The organism is Sphingobium sp. WR1 (assembly GCF_059693745.1).
In genome coordinates this window covers 331953-347124 of record NZ_JCATID010000003.1, presented here as the reverse complement: position 1 = coordinate 347124, position 15172 = coordinate 331953, and the positions used below count along the sequence as shown (strand labels likewise).

The window sequence follows — 15172 nt, the reverse complement described above, 5'->3', positions numbered from 1 at the left end:
CCGCTAGCCAAGGCCGGCGTTCCTCGCGACAGTTCGGGCGATCGCCGACCAGTCGACCACCTCGCCGTCCTTGGCTATCGTTTCCAGGAGGTGATCGCGCAAGAGGCTGAGCAAGGGCATCGGGACCCGCGCAGACGCTGCGGCCTCACCCGTCAACCGCATGTCCTTGAGGCCGAGCGGTGCGGCGAACCCCGGCGGCTCGAACCGCTGTTCGACAAGGATGGCGCCATAGTTGCGATAGACAGGCGAGTCGAAGAGCGTTCCGGTAAGGACTTCGAGAAGCTGTGCCCTGGAAACACCGCCCTTTTCAGAAAGCGCCATTGCCTCTGCCATCGCCTCGATCGCGGACAGGATCATGAAGTTGCCGCAGAGCTTCACGAGATTTGCGGATGATGGTGTGCTGCCGACATGGAAGAGCCGCCGACCAATCGCGTCGAACAGGGGCCGCGCACGCTCGACATCGTCGCTCGCGCCTCCGACTACGATCGCGAGTGTGGCCGCTGCGGCAGCGTCCGGCCGTCCGAAAACGGGCGCCGAAAGATAGCACTGGCTGTGCTGCGCATGCAAAGCGGCAACATTGTCCGCGGTTGCAACCGCAATCGTGCTCAACGATATGTGCAACGCGCCAGCATCAAGGCCGGCGATGAGGCCGTCACCGCCCGCCAGCACCGCCCCAAGGGCGTCATCATCGACAAGCATGGTCAACACGATCTCGCGGTCTTGGGCCGCCTCGCGTGGGCTCGAAGCCAGGAGCGCGCCACGTGCACCGAAATCCGTCATCTTGTCGTTCGACCGGTTCCAGACTGCGACGTCGTGGCCGGCTTCCAGAAGATTGCCCACGATCGCCGCGCCCATTCGGCCCAGACCCAGAAACCCTATGCGCATATATGCTCCTTATGCGTCCCGAAATTCTGCGACAATTTCCGCCAGCGTAGAAAGCGCCAACGTCGCCGGGTCGCGTGTCGCGGGAATGAGACCGATCGGTCCCCTCAAGCGGGCCAGAGTGGAGGGTGCCACGCCCCGCCCCCGCGCCGCCTCGAGCCTTTGCGCGTGCGTCGCGCGACTCCCCATCGCGCCCACATAAAAGGCGGGTCCGGCCAGCGCGGCGTCGATCAGTTGCGGCTCCCAGTCATGGTCGTGGAAAAGGAGGACGATCGCGGTCCATCGATCGGCTGGGAACTCGACGGGCGTCGACGGCGTGAGCAAGTGTCCCACCTTCGCGCCATGCACCTTGGCGGATGCCAGCACGTCGTGATCGGGGGAGTAAACAGCGAGCTCAGCACCATAGGCAGCAGCGAGCTGGACGAGCGCCGAAGTCTCCGCGCCTCGCCCCATGAGAACGATGCGCAGAGCGGGAGCATGACGGACAAAGAAGGTCCGCTCGCGCCCGCCCAGAGCGGGAGCACGGCGGACAAAGAAGGTCCGCTCGCGCCAGCCCGTGGATGGGTCGATGTCGCTAGAGCCGCATTGTGGCGGGTCATCGCCTTCCGTCAATTGGATGACAACCGGACGGCGGCCTTCCAGACAGCTTATGGTCTCACGCAGGAAATCTTCGACGGGATCCGGATGGATATGCAGGTCGATGCCGCCCCCACAGGGCAATCTGATGTCGATGAAGGGTGAACCCTGGCCGAAGCGGACCGCGCGCATCTCGCCTGCAGAAATCGCGAGCCGCGCTTCGGCGACGATTGCCGCCTCGATGCAACCGCCCGACATATAGCCCCGATACTCTCCCGATTCCGACACGCCCATATGCGCACCAAGCGCGCGCGACGAAGAGCCGAAGATGCCGGTCAGCGTTACCAACGCAGTACGGTGTCCGCGCCGCTGCTCGCTCAGGAGAAAGCGGAAGACATCGAGAGCAGCAAATGGCTGCGGGCGGGCTGGCGTGCGCAAATCCGCGTCTGGAGACAATCGGCCGACGACCTCCACGATCCAGGAATTCACTGAAGTCATAGGCGTGAGCCCTTCTCCAAGGCCACTAGGCCAGTCCACCAAGAATCTTGTCGAGAGTCAGCGGATAGTCTCGAATGCGGACGCCTGTGGCATTGTAGACCGCGTTCGCCACAGCCGCGCCGACGCCGCAAATACCTAGTTCTCCCACGCCTTTTGCCTTCATCGGTGAGGACTTGTCGTCCAGCTCGTCCAGGAAGATCACATCGAGGTCGGGAATATCGGCATGCACCGGCACTTGATATTCGGCGAGATCGTGGTTGACGAAATATCCGAACCGCGGATCGACGACGGCTTCCTCCATCAGCGCCGCGCCAATCCCCATGGTCATGCCGCCCAGGCATTGGTTGCGCGCCATTTTGGGGTTGAGGATCCGGCCCGCCGCCGCAACGCTCAGCATCCGGCGCACCCGGACCTCGCCGGTATAGGCATCGACTCCTGCCTCACAGAAATGCGCGCCAAAGCTTGCCTGCGCGAATTTCTGGTCAAGATCCCCGAACACGATGCCGCCCACGGCGGTGATTCCCGAAGATCCCGCCATTTCGCTCAACGGCACCATGCGACCGCCCATGCCGACACGGCCATTCTCAAATACGGCCTGATCGCTGTTGACGCCCGCCTTTGCAGCGATCTGCCGCCGCAGTTCCTCGCACGCCGCGTAAACGCCTGCGCTCGAGCTGTTGGCGCCCCATGAGCCACCGGATCCCGCTGATTGGGGAAAGTCGCTGTCGCCCAGCCGTACGTCCACCATCTCCACGGGCACACCCATCATCTCCGCGGCGGTCTGTGCGAGGATGGTGTAGGTGCCGGTGCCGATGTCGGTCATCTGCGTCTCGACGATCAGCCCGCCGTCCGGCCTCAAGCCCACGCGCGCCCAGGAATTTTGCACGGGATTGCCGCGGAAGGCCGAGGCGACGCCCATGCCCACCAGCCAACGCCCGTCGCGCACTTGGCTCGGCTTCGGCTTGCGCTTCGACCAGCCGAACCGCTCGGCGCCGGTGCGCAGGCATTCGACGAGCTTGCGGCTCGAAAATGGGCGATCCGGTCCCGCCTCGGGATCGAACTGCACGTCGTTCAGGATGCGCAGCTCGACGGGGTCCATTTCCAGCTTCTCGGCAAGCTCGTCCATCGCACATTCGAGCGCGAGCAGGCCGACCGCTTCGCCCGGCGCGCGCATCGCATGGCCCCTGGGCAAGTCGAGCAGGGCGAGTCGATGCGCGGTCATCCGGTCTGTACCGGCATAGAGCAGCCGCGTCTGGTCGGCCGCGTTCTCATAGTCGCCGCCGGGCTGATTGCCCGACCAGACCTCATGCCCGATCGCGAGGATCTTGCCCTTCGCGTCGGCGCCGATGCGCAGACGCTGGATCGTCGCCGGCCGGTGCGCCGTGTTGTTCATGATCTGGGCGCGCGCGAGCGCCACCTTGACCGGCCGTCCGACGACCCGCGCACCAAGCGCGGCAAGAACGGCATCGGACTGGATCCAGAGCTTCGCGCCGAAGCCGCCGCCAACGAAAGGCGAGATGACCCGGATATTCTCCTCGGGGAGCAGCAGTGTCCCTGCTAGGTCGCGCACCGCCCAGTGGATCATCTGGTTCGACGTCCAGATCGTCACGCGCTCGCCCTGCCAATGCGCAATGGTGGCGTGCGGCTCCATCATCGAATGGCTCTGATCGGGCGTAGTGTAGGTTGTGTCGAGCTTGACCGGCGCGCCAGCGAAGCCGCCCTCGAAATCACCCGCAGCCGTATCGGGCTTGCCCTTGGCCGGCTTCGCGGCGTTCGATTTCTCCGATTCAAGGTCGAAGCGGGCGCGCACTGACGTATAGCTCACGCGGATCAAGCCGGACGCGTGACGCGCCTGCTCGAAGGTTTCGGCAATCACGAGTGCGATCGCCTGATGATAAAACCGGATATCGGGCCCGACGAGCTGGGGCTGGAACTCACCCTTGAGTGGACCCTGCCTGGGCGCGTTGCGATAGGTCAGCACGTGGAGCACGCCGGGGGCGGCTTCGGCATCACGCGTATCCAGTGTCTCGACTCGGCCCTTGGCGATGCCGGCGCCCAGAATGAAACCATAGGCGGCGTTCGGCACTTCGGCATGAAACTCATAGGCATAGGGCGCGCGTCCCGAAACCTTTCGCGGCCCGTCGATCCGGTCGATCGCCTTGCCAACCACATTCCCGCGATCGATCGGATTGGCGCCGGCCGGCGCATTGAACTGAAGATCGGTCATGCCCGTGCCTCCTCGAGTGTCCAGGCCAGCGTCCGGCGCGTCAGCTTGAGCTTGAATGCATTCTGTGAGGTGGTCCGCGCGCCTCCCAGAACCGCGTCCGCGATCGCATCCGCATCGCGCAAACTCTCTGCCGCCTCGACGCGCCAAGGCTTGGGTGCCAATCCGCCAAAGGCGAGACGTTGCACGCCGCCGCCGATGACCGCTGCGACCGAAACGGCTGCGAAGGCGTAGGAGCTGCGGTCACGAACCTTGCGATAGAGATGTTTTCCCCCGAGCGGTCGAGGCAGCGTCACACCGGTGATGAATTCGCCGGGCTTCAGACTGGTTTCGACATGCGGCGTGGCGCCGGGCAGCCGGTGCAGTTCGCCGATCGGGATCGACCGCGTCGCGCCGGTGGCGTCCACTGCCTCAACCTCCGCGTCCAATACGCGCATCGCGACCGCCATGTCGGAAGGATGTGTCGCGATGCATGCATCGCTCGCTCCGAGTACCGCAAGATTGCGGTTGAAGCCGCCGATTGCCGCGCAACCCGAGCCCGGCTTGCGCTTGTTGCAGGGCTTGGTCGTATCGTAGAAATAGGGACAGCGCGTACGCTGCAGCAAATTGCCCGCGGTCGTCGCCTTGTTGCGCAACTGACCCGAAGCGCCGGCAAGAAGCGCGCGTGACAGCACGCCATAATGTCGTCGCACCCGCTGATCGGCGGCGAGGTCGGTGTTGCGGACCAGTGCGCCGATCCTTAGCCCTCCGTCACGGGTTGGTTCGATTGTGTCGAGCCCGAGATGGTTGACGTCGACCAGGTGCGCAGGCGTCTCGATCTCGAGCTTCATCAGGTCGAGAAGGTTGGTGCCTCCTGCGATAAATTTCGCGTGGGGCGCGCGGGCGACAGCGGCGGCGGCCTCAGCCGGCGTCTTGGCACGCTCATAGGTGAATGGCCTCATAACTTGTTCGCTCCGTGCACTTCGCGGATGGCGGCTATGATGTTTGGATAGGCGGCACATCGGCAGATATTGCCGCTCATCCGCTCGCGGACCTCCGCGTCGGAGAAGGCGACCTGCATCAAATCCTCGGTGACGTGGCTCGGAATCCCTGCCGCGATCTCGTCGAGAACCGCGACTGACGAGCAGATCTGGCCCGGGGTGCAGTAGCCGCACTGAAACCCGTCATGACCAACGAATGCCGCCTGCATCGGATGAAGTTTATCGGGCGACCCGAGCCCTTCGATGGTCGTCACGGAGTCGCCATCATGCATGACCGCGAGCGACAGGCAGGAATTGATTCGGCGCCCCTCGACGATCACCGTGCAGGCCCCGCACTGGCCTTGATCGCACCCCTTCTTGCTGCCGGTCAGATGCAGATGCTCGCGCAGGGCGTCGAGCAGCGTGACGCGCGGGTCAAGGCTGAGCTTGTACTCCCTGCCGTTCACCCGAAGCGTCAGCGGGGCGTGGGGCTGTGCTTTGGGAGGCGACCCTGTTTCAGGCTGCGCGGATGCAGGTGCGCCGGCTATGGCGGCCGTCGCCGCCCCAGTGACAAGCAAATCACGCCGCGTCATCGCGCCTGTCGGGCCGCTGTTTTTTTGCTCGTCCACGCCATACTCCTTTTTGATGACGGCCGCGAAAATGCGGTCGAGTATTGAAGGGTCTCGATCCGGATCGGATGCGCCGGTCCGGCTGGGCCCCTGCCGCCTCTGCCGCAAATTGAATATGCAGATCGCAGTTATCTGCCCTGACGCTTAACCGGGCACGCCGCGCCAATGCTCCATCTGCGGGGGTGGGGCGACAACCGGCCGGGTCATACCGGCTGCCTCTGTCCTTTTCTTCAGAAGGGAAGTGGCGGACCCTCGCCCGCCCGGGTTTTAAGGATCGCAAGGGCGATTTCGGACATGTCCTCGTTCGTCAACTGCAGTGTCGCCGCGTCGATCCACCCGTCGACCTGTTCGGAGCTGCGAGCGCCGACGATCGCGCCGGTGACGCCGGGCCAGGCCAGCGTCCAGGCCAGCGCCACGGCAGCCACGGTGGTTCCATGACGTTCCGCCACAGGCTCCATCGCCTGCGCCAGCGCCAGGTTGCGCTCGAGCCTCTCGCCACTGAATTCGGGATTGCGCGAGCGCCAGTCATTGGCCGGCAGCGCGCGCGCTCTCTCTACGCTGAAGCGGCCGGTGAGCAGCCCGGCCTGCATCGGGCTGTAGACGATGACGCCCGTCTCATGCGCGTGGCACCAAGGCAGCTCGGCCGTTGCGGCGCTGCGGCGAATCGCCGAAAAGGGGGGCTGTAGCGTATCGACATGACCCAGGCGCTCGGCCGCCTCGAGCTGTGCCGCGGTGTGGTTGGAGAGCCCCGCCGCCCGGATCTTGCCCTCGCGCTTCAGGTCGAGCAGCGTCTCCCAATATTCCTCGAGCGGCGTACCGTCCTCGGCCGGCCAGTGCATTTGGTAGAGATCGATCCGCTCGATGCCCAGCCGCGTGAGCGATGCGTCGACCTCGAGCCGAATGCTGTCGGGCGCGCCCACCTGCCGGGGGGCCGCCTTGCGCTCGTTCTCGTCCCAGACGAGGCCGCATTTGGTGAAGACATAGGGCCGTACGTCGGCCGGGATCTCGGCCAGCGCGCGTCGCACCACCTCTTCCGAATGGCCGAGGCCATAGATTGCGGCGGTGTCGATCCAGTTGATCCCGCGATCGACCGCATGGCGGACGGCAGCAATCGAATCCTTGTCGTCCTGGCTCCCCCAGCCGACCGCCCATTCCGGCCCGCCAATCGCCCAGGCGCCGAAACCGACGCGCGTGATCGCCATGTCCGTCGTGCCGAGTTGGCGGAGCGGCAGGGCTGCGATGGAAGTGCTGATGCTCACTTGAACGTGTCTCCTATGGCGAGTTGAAGGTGTGGGCTTCCCCGGAGGAGGGGAGGTGGGCACTAGAGTCCCCCGGGGAAGCCGCCGCCGGAGGCACGCTGTGCCATCCGGCGCTTGGAGGACGATGCGACCCGGCCCTCCAGAAGTGTATCCTTGGTCATTGGATGGTGCTGCACGCGTTGGCCCTCGGTCGACGAGAGCCTGTTCGAGGCCGGTCCCACCAAGTTGGTTCTGACCTAATAGTAGGGGTCGACCTGTCAGATTGCAGCGCGCTGATTATTGCACGGGCCGTTGAATCAGGTTCAACGATAGCCAGGTATGAAACCGCTGCTCGAGGGTTAAACCGCAATAGACTTTATCCTGTGGTGGAGGTTGATCTGCAAGCAGGTGCCTGCGTCGGCAGGGATGCGTCGGTCATCCTGATCGGCAACGATAGCCAGAAGTGGTCCAGGCCTATGCGGTCGACCAGCGCCACAACGTCGAACTCCTATTATGCGCGCGGATCGCGTTCGAGTGCCGGGTGGTGGGTGGTGGGTGCCGGGTGCTGGCGCTGGAACATCAGCCGCACCCGGTTCAGGAACATGAGGCTGTGCTGCACCATCAAATGGGCCATTGTTCGGCTGCGCTCGCGGACGAGCGCAGGAATGGCTTTCCGCCACGCCAAGACGCCCCTCCAGGCTCCCCCGAGTGGATCAGGATTCAACGCCCCGTGTACTTCTGATCGTTTGTCGGGCCCCTCCACGGCGACTAGCCAGCCACAGATAGTCTTCGCAACCCGGGACCGATGATATGAAGAAAATGCTGAAGTGGTCGCTATTCGCGGGCGCCGCCGTCGTGATTGCTTCCGGTGTGGGCTACAGGATGGTGACTCACCCAGAGGAGGCGTCATTGCCACTTGCGGCCGGCTTCGGCCCGTCGCCAAGCCTGCCTGCGCCCCACGCCACATTCATGCCGACCGTCAATATCGCACCTGCGGTCGGATGGCCCGACGGCGGCAAGCCCGTCGCCGCGCCTGGCCTGGCGGTGGCGGCTTTCGCGACAAAGCTCGATCACCCGCGCTGGCTCTACAGGCTGCCGAACGGCGACATACTGGTCGCGGAAAGCAACAAGCCAAACTCGGGCGACAAGTCCGTCGATATCAAGGACTGGGTTGCAGACAAGGTGAAGTCCAGGGCCGGCGCCGGGACTCCAAGTCCCGATCGCATCACTCTGCTGCGCGACAGCAATGGAGACGGCGTCGCGGACTTGAGGACTGTGTTCCTCTCGAACCTGCATTCGCCCTTTGGCATGACGCTGGTCGGCAACGATCTGTATGTTGCCAATGCCGACGCGCTCCTGCGCTTCCCGTACACGGCGGGCGAGACGTCGATTGCGACGGCAGGCGTCAAGGTGGCCGACCTGCCCGCCGGCATCAATCACCACTGGACCAAGAACGTCATCGCCAGCCGCGACGGCGCCAAGCTCTACATCACCGTCGGATCGAACAGCAATGTCGGCGAGAACGGCATGGATATCGAGCAGGGCCGCGCCGCGATCTGGGAGCTCGACCGCGCGACAGGCCGGATGCGCATCTTCGCCAGCGGGCTGCGCAATCCCAACGGCATGGGCTGGGAGCCTGACACGGGCAAGCTCTGGACCGTCGTCAACGAACGCGATGAGATCGGCAGCGATCTGGTTCCCGACTATGCGACGTCCGTCAGCGACGGCGCCTTCTACGGCTGGCCTTACAGCTATTACGGGCAGCATGTGGACGTGCGCCCCAAGCCGGCTCGTCCCGATCTCGTGGCCAAGGCCATCGCGCCTGATTATGCGCTTGGGCCGCACACCGCGTCGCTCGGCCTGACCTTTGGGGACCAGAGCAAGCTGCCGCCTTCGTGGCGCAATGGCATGTTCGTGGGTCAGCACGGCTCCTGGAACCGCAGGCCCAAGAGCGGATACAAGGTCGTCTACATACCTTTCGTCGCCGGCAAACCCGCGGGCAAACCGATCGACGTCCTGACCGGCTTCCTGAACGTCCGCGAAGAGGCGCAGGGCCGGCCGGTGGGGGTCATCTTCGACCGCACCGGCAACCTGCTCGTCGCGGACGACGTCGGCAACGTCATCTGGCGCGTGACGGGCCGATCGGTCTGAGCGACGCCATGAGGATACGCTGGCTGCGCGCCCGCCGGACCGCTTCGGCGGCTGCCCTGGAAGGACGGCCTCTCGTCAGGAGAGGCGAAATTGATGTGTTCCGGCGTCCGCCCGTCGGCGCCGATTTCGGGAGTCGTGGATGATCGGTATCGTCAAGGTTGCGCTGCATCGCCCCCTCACCTTCATCGTGATGGCGATATTGATCGCGATCGCCGGGATGTTGGCCGCGCTGCGCACTCCGGTCGACATGTTCCCCAATATCCGCATCCCCGTCATCGCGGTGGCCTGGCAGTATTCGGGCCTGCCGCCCGAGGACATGGCCAACCGAATCATAGGCCCCTATGAGCGCAGCCTGACGACCACGGTCAACGATATCGAGCATATCGAGAGCCAGTCGCTGCAGGGCATCGGCATCGTCAAGATCTACTTCCAGCCGGACGCCGACATCCGCACCGCGACGGCGCAGGTCACATCGATATCCCAGTCCGTACTGCGCCAGATGCCGCCCGGCATCACGCCGCCGCTGATCCTAAACTACAACGCGTCGACCGTCCCGATCCTACAGCTCGCTTTGTCCGGCAAGGGCCTGTCGGAACAGCAGCTGTTCGACCTTGGCCAGAACCAGGTCCGCCCGCAGCTGGTGACCATTCCCGGCCTGGCCATGCCCTTTCCCTCGGGCGGCAAGCAGCGGCAGGTGCAGATCGACCTCGATCCGCTGGCGCTGCAGTCCAAGGGACTGTCGGCCCAGGATGTGGGCAATGCCATCGCCGCGCAGAACCAGATCAATCCGGCGGGCTTCGTGAAAGTCGGCGCGACTCAATACAGCGTGCGCCTGAACAACGCGCCCAGCTCGATCGAGGCGCTCAACAACCTGCCGGTCAAGGTCGTCAACGGCGCCACCATCTACATGCGCGACGTCGCCTATGTCCGCGACGGCAGCGGGCCGCAGCAGAATGTCGTCCATGTCGATGGCAGCCGATCGGCGCTGCTGACGGTGCTCAAGAACGGAGCGACATCCACCCTCGCCATCGTCGACGGGGTCAAACAGGCATTGCCCGGCATCGCCGCGGCGCTGCCCGACAGCCTCAAGATCCTCCCGATCGGCGACCAGTCGGTGTTCGTGAAGGCGGCAGTCGCGGGAGTCATCCACGAAGGCGCGATCGCCGCCGCGCTCACCTCGCTGATGATCCTGCTCTTCCTGGGCTCCTGGCGTTCGACCGTCATCATTGCGCTGTCCATCCCGCTCGCCATCCTCGCCGCGATCGCAGCGCTGGCGGCGTTCGGCCAGACGCTCAACGTCATGACCCTGGGCGGGCTGGCGCTTGCCGTCGGCATCCTGGTCGATGACGCGACCGTGACGATCGAGAACGTCAACTGGCACCTGGAACAGCGCAAGGGCGTCACCGAGGCGATCCTAGACGGCGCCGCGCAGATCGTGACGCCGGCCTTCGTCTCGCTGCTGTGCATCTGCATCGTGTTCGTGCCGATGCTCTTCCTGCCCGGCGTCGCCGGCTTCCTGTTCGTGCCGATGGCGCTGTCGGTCGTGTTCGCGATGATCGCGTCCTTCATCCTGTCGCGCACGCTGGTGCCGACCATGGCCATGTATCTGCTCAAGCCCCACCACGTCGGCGACGAGGACGAACATCTGGCCGGCGAGCCGGGATCGCGCAATCCGCTGGTCCGCTTCCAGCGCGGCTTCGAGCACCGGTTCGAGCGGGTGCGGACCGGCTATGTCGGCTTGCTCCATCGGGCGCTCGACGCGCGCAAGCCGTTCCTGCTCGGCTTCCTTGCCGTCGTCCTCCTGTCCTTCGGCCTGCTGCCGATGCTTGGCAGCAACTTCTTCCCTTCGGTCGATTCCGGCCAGATCGCGATGCACGTCCGCGTACCGGTGGGCTCCCGCATCGAGGACACGGCCGCACGCTTCGACCGTATCGGTAGCGAAGTCCGCGCGATCATTCCCGCCGCAGAGCTGGGCTTGATCACCGACAATATCGGCCTGCCGGTCAGCTCCATCAACACCGTCTACAACAACAGCGGGACGATCGGCCCGCAGGACGGCGACATGCTGATCTCGCTGAACGAGGGCCATCGCTCGACCGAGGACATCGTGGCGGAGCTCCGCCGTGAGCTGCCCCGGCGCTTCCCCGGATCAACTTTTTCCTTCCTCCCCGCCGACATCACCAGCCAGATCCTGAATTTCGGCGCGCCCGCGCCGATCGACGTCCAGGTCGCCGGCCGGGACGCCGCGGCGAACCGCGCCTATGCCGAGAAGCTGCTGGCGAAGATCGCCGCCATTCCGGGTCTTGCCGACGCGCGCATCCAGCAGCCCGGCCGCGCGCCCCAGCTGGATGTCGATGCCGATCGTTCGCGCGCCGGCCAATATGGACTGACCGAACGCGACGTGACGACCAGCCTCGCCAGCTCGCTGGCGGGCACGTCCCAGACCGCACCGGTCTTCTTCGTCAATCCAGAGAACGGCGTTTCCTATCCGGTTGTCGCGCAGACGCCGGAATATCTGGTCGGTTCGATGGGCAACCTCGCCAACGTCCCGGTCTCTGGCGCGAACGCCGCGTCGACCCAGCCGCTGGGCGGACTTGCCACCATCCGGCGCTCGAACACGGTGCCGGTGGTCTCGCACTATAATATCGCGCCGGTACTGGACGTCTTCGCGACCACCCAAGGCCGCGACCTGGGCGCGGTCGCGGGCGATATCGAGAAGGCCATCCAGTCGCTGGAGAAGGAGCAGCCCCAGGGCGCGACCGTCACCATCCGCGGCCAATATGCCACAATGAACACCGCCTTTTCGGGCCTCGGCTTCGGCCTCGCCGGCGCGATCGTGCTGATCTACCTGCTGATCGTCGTCAACTTCCAGAGCTGGGTCGATCCGTTCGTCATCATCACCGCCCTGCCCGCCGCGCTGGCCGGCATCGTCTGGATGTTGTTCATGACCGGCACGACGCTGTCGGTCCCGGCGCTGACCGGCGCGATCATGTGCATGGGCGTCGCCACCGCCAACTCGATCCTTGTCGTCAGCTTCGCCCGCGAGCAGCTCGCGCTGCTGGGCGACGCGACGAAGGCGGCGCTGGAGGCCGGCATGGTCCGCTTCCGCCCGGTGCTGATGACCGCGCTCGCGATGATCATCGGCATGGCGCCGATGGCGCTGGGCCTGGGGGAAGGCGGCGAGCAGAACGCCCCGCTGGGCCGGGCCGTCATTGGCGGCCTGGTCTGCGCCACCATCGCCACATTGTTCTTCGTCCCCACCATCTTCGCGTTCGTCCACCGCAAGCGCGGCACGAAGGCGACTGCCCTGGAAATGCAGCCGAGCCATGTCTGAGCACAACAGCACCATCGAGAACCCGGCAGAAGCCGGCCCCAACAGCCGCACGCTCAAGCGAATCGGCCTCGGCGCCGCGATCGCCGCGCTGGGCGTGGTCGGCCTCGGCGCCGCGTCGCGGATCGGCGCCACCAACGAGCTGCGCGAAACCGCCGCCGACGCTTCGATCCCCAACGTCGCGGTCGTCACGCCCACGGCGAGCGGCGAAGGCAATGCGCTGGTGCTGCCGGGCAATGTCCAGGCCTATAACAGCGCCGCCATCTATGCGCGCACCAACGGCTATGTCCGCCGCTGGCTGGCCGATATCGGCGACCATGTACGCGCCGGCCAGCCGCTGGCGATTCTCGACGCGCCGGAGATCGACCAGCAGCTCGCCCAGGCAGAGGCCGATTACCAGACCGCGCGCGCCAACCAGCGGCTGGCCGACACCACTGCCAAGCGCTGGAGCGCGATGCTCGCGCAGGACGCGGTGTCGCGGCAGGAAACCGATGAAAAGGCAGGCGACCTCGCCGCCCGGACCGCGCTCTCCAATGCAGCGCTCGCCAATGTGAAGCGGCTGCGCGCAATGCAGGGCTTCACGCGCCTGTCCGCGCCCTTTGACGGCGTGATCACCAGCCGGTCGGCCCAGGTCGGCGCCCTTGTCGTCGCCGGCAATGCCGCCGCCCAGCCGCTCTTCACCGTGTCCGACGCCCACCGCGTGCGCATTTACGTCCGCGTGCCTCAGGGCTATTCGGCGGCGGTGCGGTCCGGCATGTCCGCGACCCTGACGATGCCGGAATATCCGGGACGGACCTTCGCCGCGACCACCACGCGGAGCGCCAATGCCGTCGACGCGCAATCGGGCGCGGTGCTCGTCGAGCTCCAGGCGGACAATCCCGACGGCGCGCTGAAGCCCGGCGCCTTCTCCCAGGTCCGCTTCCAGGTCGGCGCGGGCCAGGGCAACGGCCTGACCCTGCCCGGCAGCGCCATCCTCTATGGCAATGACGGCCCGACCGTCGCCGTGGTGGGCGGCGACGGCCGCGTCACGGTGAAACCCGTCACCATCGCCCGCGACGAGGGCGTACGCGTGCTGATCTCCACCGGCGTTGCGCCAAGCGAGCGCGTCATCGACACCCCGCCGGACGCGATCCGCACCGGCGACCGCGTCAAGGTACAGGCGACCCCTGCCGCCGCAGCCGGAAAGGCCAATGCGAATGGGCGTTGACCGGAGCGCCGCCGCCCTCGCGCTGGTCCTGCTCGCGGGCTGCTCGATGGCGCCCGCCTATCGGCCGTCCGAGACGGCCGTGCCGCAGGCCTATAAGGAAGTCGAGGGCTGGACCGCCGCCACGCCCATGGACGGCGCCGCGCGCGGCAACTGGTGGGAAGCGTTCGACGATTCGGTCCTGAACGACCTGGAAGTGCGCGCCGAGCAGGCCAGCCCGACGCTGGCCGCCGCCCTCGCCCGCTACGATCAGGCCCGTGCGGCCGCCCGCATCGACTCCGCGGACCTCGTCCCCCAGGTGAGCGCCGTGGGTGGGGCCAGCCGCCAGCGGCTGTCGGGCAATCGCTTCAACGGCACCGGCACTGCGCCCACCTATGATGATTTCGTTGTCGGCGGCGCGCTCGACTATGAGCTCGATCTCTGGGGCCGCATCCGCAACAGCGTGAAGGCGTCGCGCGCCGATGCCGCCGCGAGCGCGGACGACCTCGCCTCGGCGCGTCTCAGCCTCCAGACCGCCGTGGCCGACGCCTATGCGCGGCTGCGCGGTCTCGATGCCGAGGCGGAATTGCTGCGCCAGACGGTCGACGCCTTCGGCAGGGCCTATGACCTGACGAGCCGACGCCACGACGGCGGAATCGCTTCGGGCATCGACGTCAACCGCGCCAGGACCGTACTCGACAACGCCCGCGCGCAGATCTCGGCCATCTCCAACCAGCGCGCGGCGACCGAGCATGAGATTGCCGCGCTGGTGGGCGCGGTCGCGTCCGACTTCTCCATTCCGGCGCGCACCCAGCCGCTCGTGGCGCCCATAGTGCCCGCGGGCGCCCCTTCGGAACTGCTCCAGCGCCGGCCCGATGTGGCGGCGGCCGAGCGGCGGATGTTCGCCGCGAACGCCCGCATCGGCGTCGCCCGCGCGGCCTTCTTCCCGAGCTTGACCCTGGGCCTGAGCGGCGGCTTGGAAACCACCCATGGCGATCTGTTCCGAACGCCGAACATCTTCTGGGGACTAGGGCCGGCATCAGCCATTCTTTCGTTGTTCGACGGAAGCCGCCGCAAGTCGCGGGTCCGAATGTCCCGCGCCCAATATGAAGAGCTGGCTGCCAATTATCGTGACACCGTCCTGACGGCGTTCCAGCAGGTCGAAGACGCGATCGCAGCCAACCGCCACTTGGCCGACCAGACCGTCAGCCAGCGCAGCGCGGCGACCGCCGCCGAGCGCACCAGCGACCTTGCTCTCACCCGCTATCGCGATGGCGCATCGGACTATCTGGAAGTCGTGACCGCACAAACCGACGCGCTCGACGCCCAGAGCGTTCTGCTTGCCATAGAGACGCAGCGCATACGCGCCAGCATCGCGCTCGTGAAGGCGCTGGGCGGCAGTCAACCAGCGAGCAGTATGGCGGCTTCAGCGATGCCAAGATGACTGCAGCACGTCTCGACTGAGCCGCCTATCATTGTCCTGAAACGTAGCCGGCACTTC

At 66.0% G+C, this 15172-nt stretch carries 11 protein-coding genes; 4 read left to right on the top strand and 7 right to left on the bottom strand.

Annotated features, from left to right (window positions below; all coding sequences use genetic code 11):
- Nucleotides 1-3: 3 nt before the first annotated feature.
- The 7 genes from AC58EF_RS06475 to AC58EF_RS06445 form a co-directional block, all read right to left on the bottom strand.
- Entirely contained in the window at nucleotides 4-885 is an 882-nt protein-coding gene (locus tag AC58EF_RS06475) for an NAD(P)-dependent oxidoreductase (protein WP_497275388.1), read from the bottom strand.
- A 9-nt stretch (nucleotides 886-894) separates the two neighbouring features.
- Complete coding sequence (locus tag AC58EF_RS06470; protein WP_497275441.1) at nucleotides 895-1995, bottom strand: XdhC family protein; 1101 nt, start codon at nucleotides 1993-1995, stop codon at nucleotides 895-897.
- A complete protein-coding gene (paoC, locus tag AC58EF_RS06465; RefSeq protein WP_497275386.1) occupies nucleotides 1982-4183 on the bottom strand; it encodes an aldehyde oxidoreductase molybdenum-binding subunit PaoC in 2202 nt (733 codons plus the stop codon). Before paoC ends, AC58EF_RS06470 begins: the two co-directional genes overlap by 14 nt.
- Complete coding sequence (locus tag AC58EF_RS06460; protein ID WP_497275384.1) at nucleotides 4180-5121, bottom strand: FAD binding domain-containing protein; 942 nt, start codon at nucleotides 5119-5121, stop codon at nucleotides 4180-4182. The genes paoC and AC58EF_RS06460 overlap by 4 nt, the downstream gene beginning before the upstream one ends.
- Nucleotides 5118-5732: an aldehyde dehydrogenase iron-sulfur subunit PaoA gene (gene paoA / locus AC58EF_RS06455; RefSeq protein WP_497275439.1), complete on the bottom strand. Its 615-nt coding sequence runs from the start codon at nucleotides 5730-5732 to the stop codon at nucleotides 5118-5120. The genes AC58EF_RS06460 and paoA overlap by 4 nt, the downstream gene beginning before the upstream one ends.
- 266 nt (nucleotides 5733-5998) lie before the next feature.
- Entirely contained in the window at nucleotides 5999-7027 is a 1029-nt protein-coding gene (locus AC58EF_RS06450) for an aldo/keto reductase (protein ID WP_497275382.1), read from the bottom strand.
- Nucleotides 7028-7517: 490 nt separating this feature from the next.
- Nucleotides 7518-7691 (bottom strand): hypothetical protein, encoded by a 174-nt coding sequence (locus tag AC58EF_RS06445; RefSeq protein WP_497275380.1) that lies wholly within the window; start codon nucleotides 7689-7691, stop codon nucleotides 7518-7520.
- 125 nt (nucleotides 7692-7816) lie between these two features.
- Here AC58EF_RS06445 and AC58EF_RS06440 point away from each other — a divergent pair, with 125 nt between their 5' ends.
- The 4 genes from AC58EF_RS06440 to AC58EF_RS06425 all read left to right on the top strand — a co-directional run bounded on the left by AC58EF_RS06440 (nucleotide 7817) and on the right by AC58EF_RS06425 (nucleotide 15115).
- Nucleotides 7817-9157 carry a PQQ-dependent sugar dehydrogenase gene (locus AC58EF_RS06440; RefSeq protein WP_497275379.1) on the top strand — a complete coding sequence of 447 codons (1341 nt, stop codon included), beginning with the start codon at nucleotides 7817-7819 and terminating at the stop codon, nucleotides 9155-9157.
- 139 nt (nucleotides 9158-9296) lie between these two features.
- A complete protein-coding gene (locus AC58EF_RS06435) occupies nucleotides 9297-12491 on the top strand; it encodes an efflux RND transporter permease subunit (RefSeq protein ID WP_497275377.1) in 3195 nt (1064 codons plus the stop codon).
- Nucleotides 12484-13695, top strand: a complete 1212-nt coding sequence (locus AC58EF_RS06430) for an efflux RND transporter periplasmic adaptor subunit (RefSeq protein ID WP_497275375.1) — start codon at nucleotides 12484-12486, stop codon at nucleotides 13693-13695. Before AC58EF_RS06435 ends, AC58EF_RS06430 begins: the two co-directional genes overlap by 8 nt.
- Nucleotides 13685-15115 carry an efflux transporter outer membrane subunit gene (locus AC58EF_RS06425; protein WP_497275373.1) on the top strand — a complete coding sequence of 477 codons (1431 nt, stop codon included), beginning with the start codon at nucleotides 13685-13687 and terminating at the stop codon, nucleotides 15113-15115. The genes AC58EF_RS06430 and AC58EF_RS06425 overlap by 11 nt, the downstream gene beginning before the upstream one ends.
- The last annotated feature ends 57 nt before the right edge of the window (nucleotides 15116-15172 follow it).

Coding starts and splice junctions, on each gene's coding strand:
- AC58EF_RS06425 (WP_497275373.1), top strand. CDS start 13,685: ATGGGCGTTGACCGGAGCGCCGCCGCCCTCGCGCTGGTCCTGCTCGCG.
- paoA (WP_497275439.1), bottom strand. CDS start 5,732: ATGACGCGGCGTGATTTGCTTGTCACTGGGGCGGCGACGGCCGCCATA.
- AC58EF_RS06440 (WP_497275379.1), top strand. CDS start 7,817: ATGAAGAAAATGCTGAAGTGGTCGCTATTCGCGGGCGCCGCCGTCGTG.
- AC58EF_RS06430 (WP_497275375.1), top strand. CDS start 12,484: ATGTCTGAGCACAACAGCACCATCGAGAACCCGGCAGAAGCCGGCCCC.
- AC58EF_RS06475 (WP_497275388.1), bottom strand. CDS start 885: ATGCGCATAGGGTTTCTGGGTCTGGGCCGAATGGGCGCGGCGATCGTG.
- AC58EF_RS06460 (WP_497275384.1), bottom strand. CDS start 5,121: ATGAGGCCATTCACCTATGAGCGTGCCAAGACGCCGGCTGAGGCCGCC.
- AC58EF_RS06435 (WP_497275377.1), top strand. CDS start 9,297: ATGATCGGTATCGTCAAGGTTGCGCTGCATCGCCCCCTCACCTTCATC.
- paoC (WP_497275386.1), bottom strand. CDS start 4,183: ATGACCGATCTTCAGTTCAATGCGCCGGCCGGCGCCAATCCGATCGAT.